The organism is Nitrosospira sp. NpAV (genome assembly GCF_000832065.1).
Taxonomy (GTDB): domain Bacteria; phylum Pseudomonadota; class Gammaproteobacteria; order Burkholderiales; family Nitrosomonadaceae; genus Nitrosospira.
Map to the genome: position 1 here is coordinate 1 of NZ_JXQM01000097.1, position 597 is coordinate 597.

The 597-nt window shown below is 49.2% G+C and carries 1 protein-coding gene; it reads right to left on the reverse strand.

Translation table 11 applies throughout. The annotated features are described in order from the left end of the window. On the reverse strand, positions 1 to 355 hold a 355-nt coding region (locus tag SQ11_RS17955), incomplete at its 3' end, for a hypothetical protein (protein WP_041515098.1). Between the last annotated feature and the right edge of the window lie 242 nt (positions 356 to 597).

The window sequence follows — 597 nt, forward strand, 5'->3', positions numbered from 1 at the left end:
GGCTGTTAGCGCGGTTAGTAGTGTAGCCACTCGATTCGGGATAAGCAGGGGCGCCAGTGACTGTCATCGCCGGCAACTGCGTGACATACCCAGTGGGTACTGCCACTTCTACATCACGAGCTACCTGCCCAGCATCCTTTCCCTCGGAACCATCTGCAGTCTCCTGTCCTTGCATTATGGAATCGGATCTCATCTTTATGCCCTGCGCCAGATGCGCCCGCCCTTGTTCTAAAGCAGACGTTTCCCTCACATCCTGCTCCTCTTTCACTACGCGGTTTTCTTCAGCCCCAAACAGCGGATTGCTTAGAGCCGTTCCTAAGAGAACCCACAGTAGGGTGATAGAGGATTCTTCCATTCTTTTTTCTCCTGATCATTTTGATCATTTTGATTCCGGCTGGGTACTCACCTCGGTCGAGTCGGTCTGGATTTTAAGATCCGCTTTCGTCGTGATGTTGGCGATAAAATTGAGCACAATGTCGTGACTGACATTCATAATGGATATCGGCGATGTACAGCTAGCTGTATACTTAATGCGGGGAAGTTATACAGAATAAAAACAGGATTTGGAATGTGACATAACGTCGCACTCGATTCGAT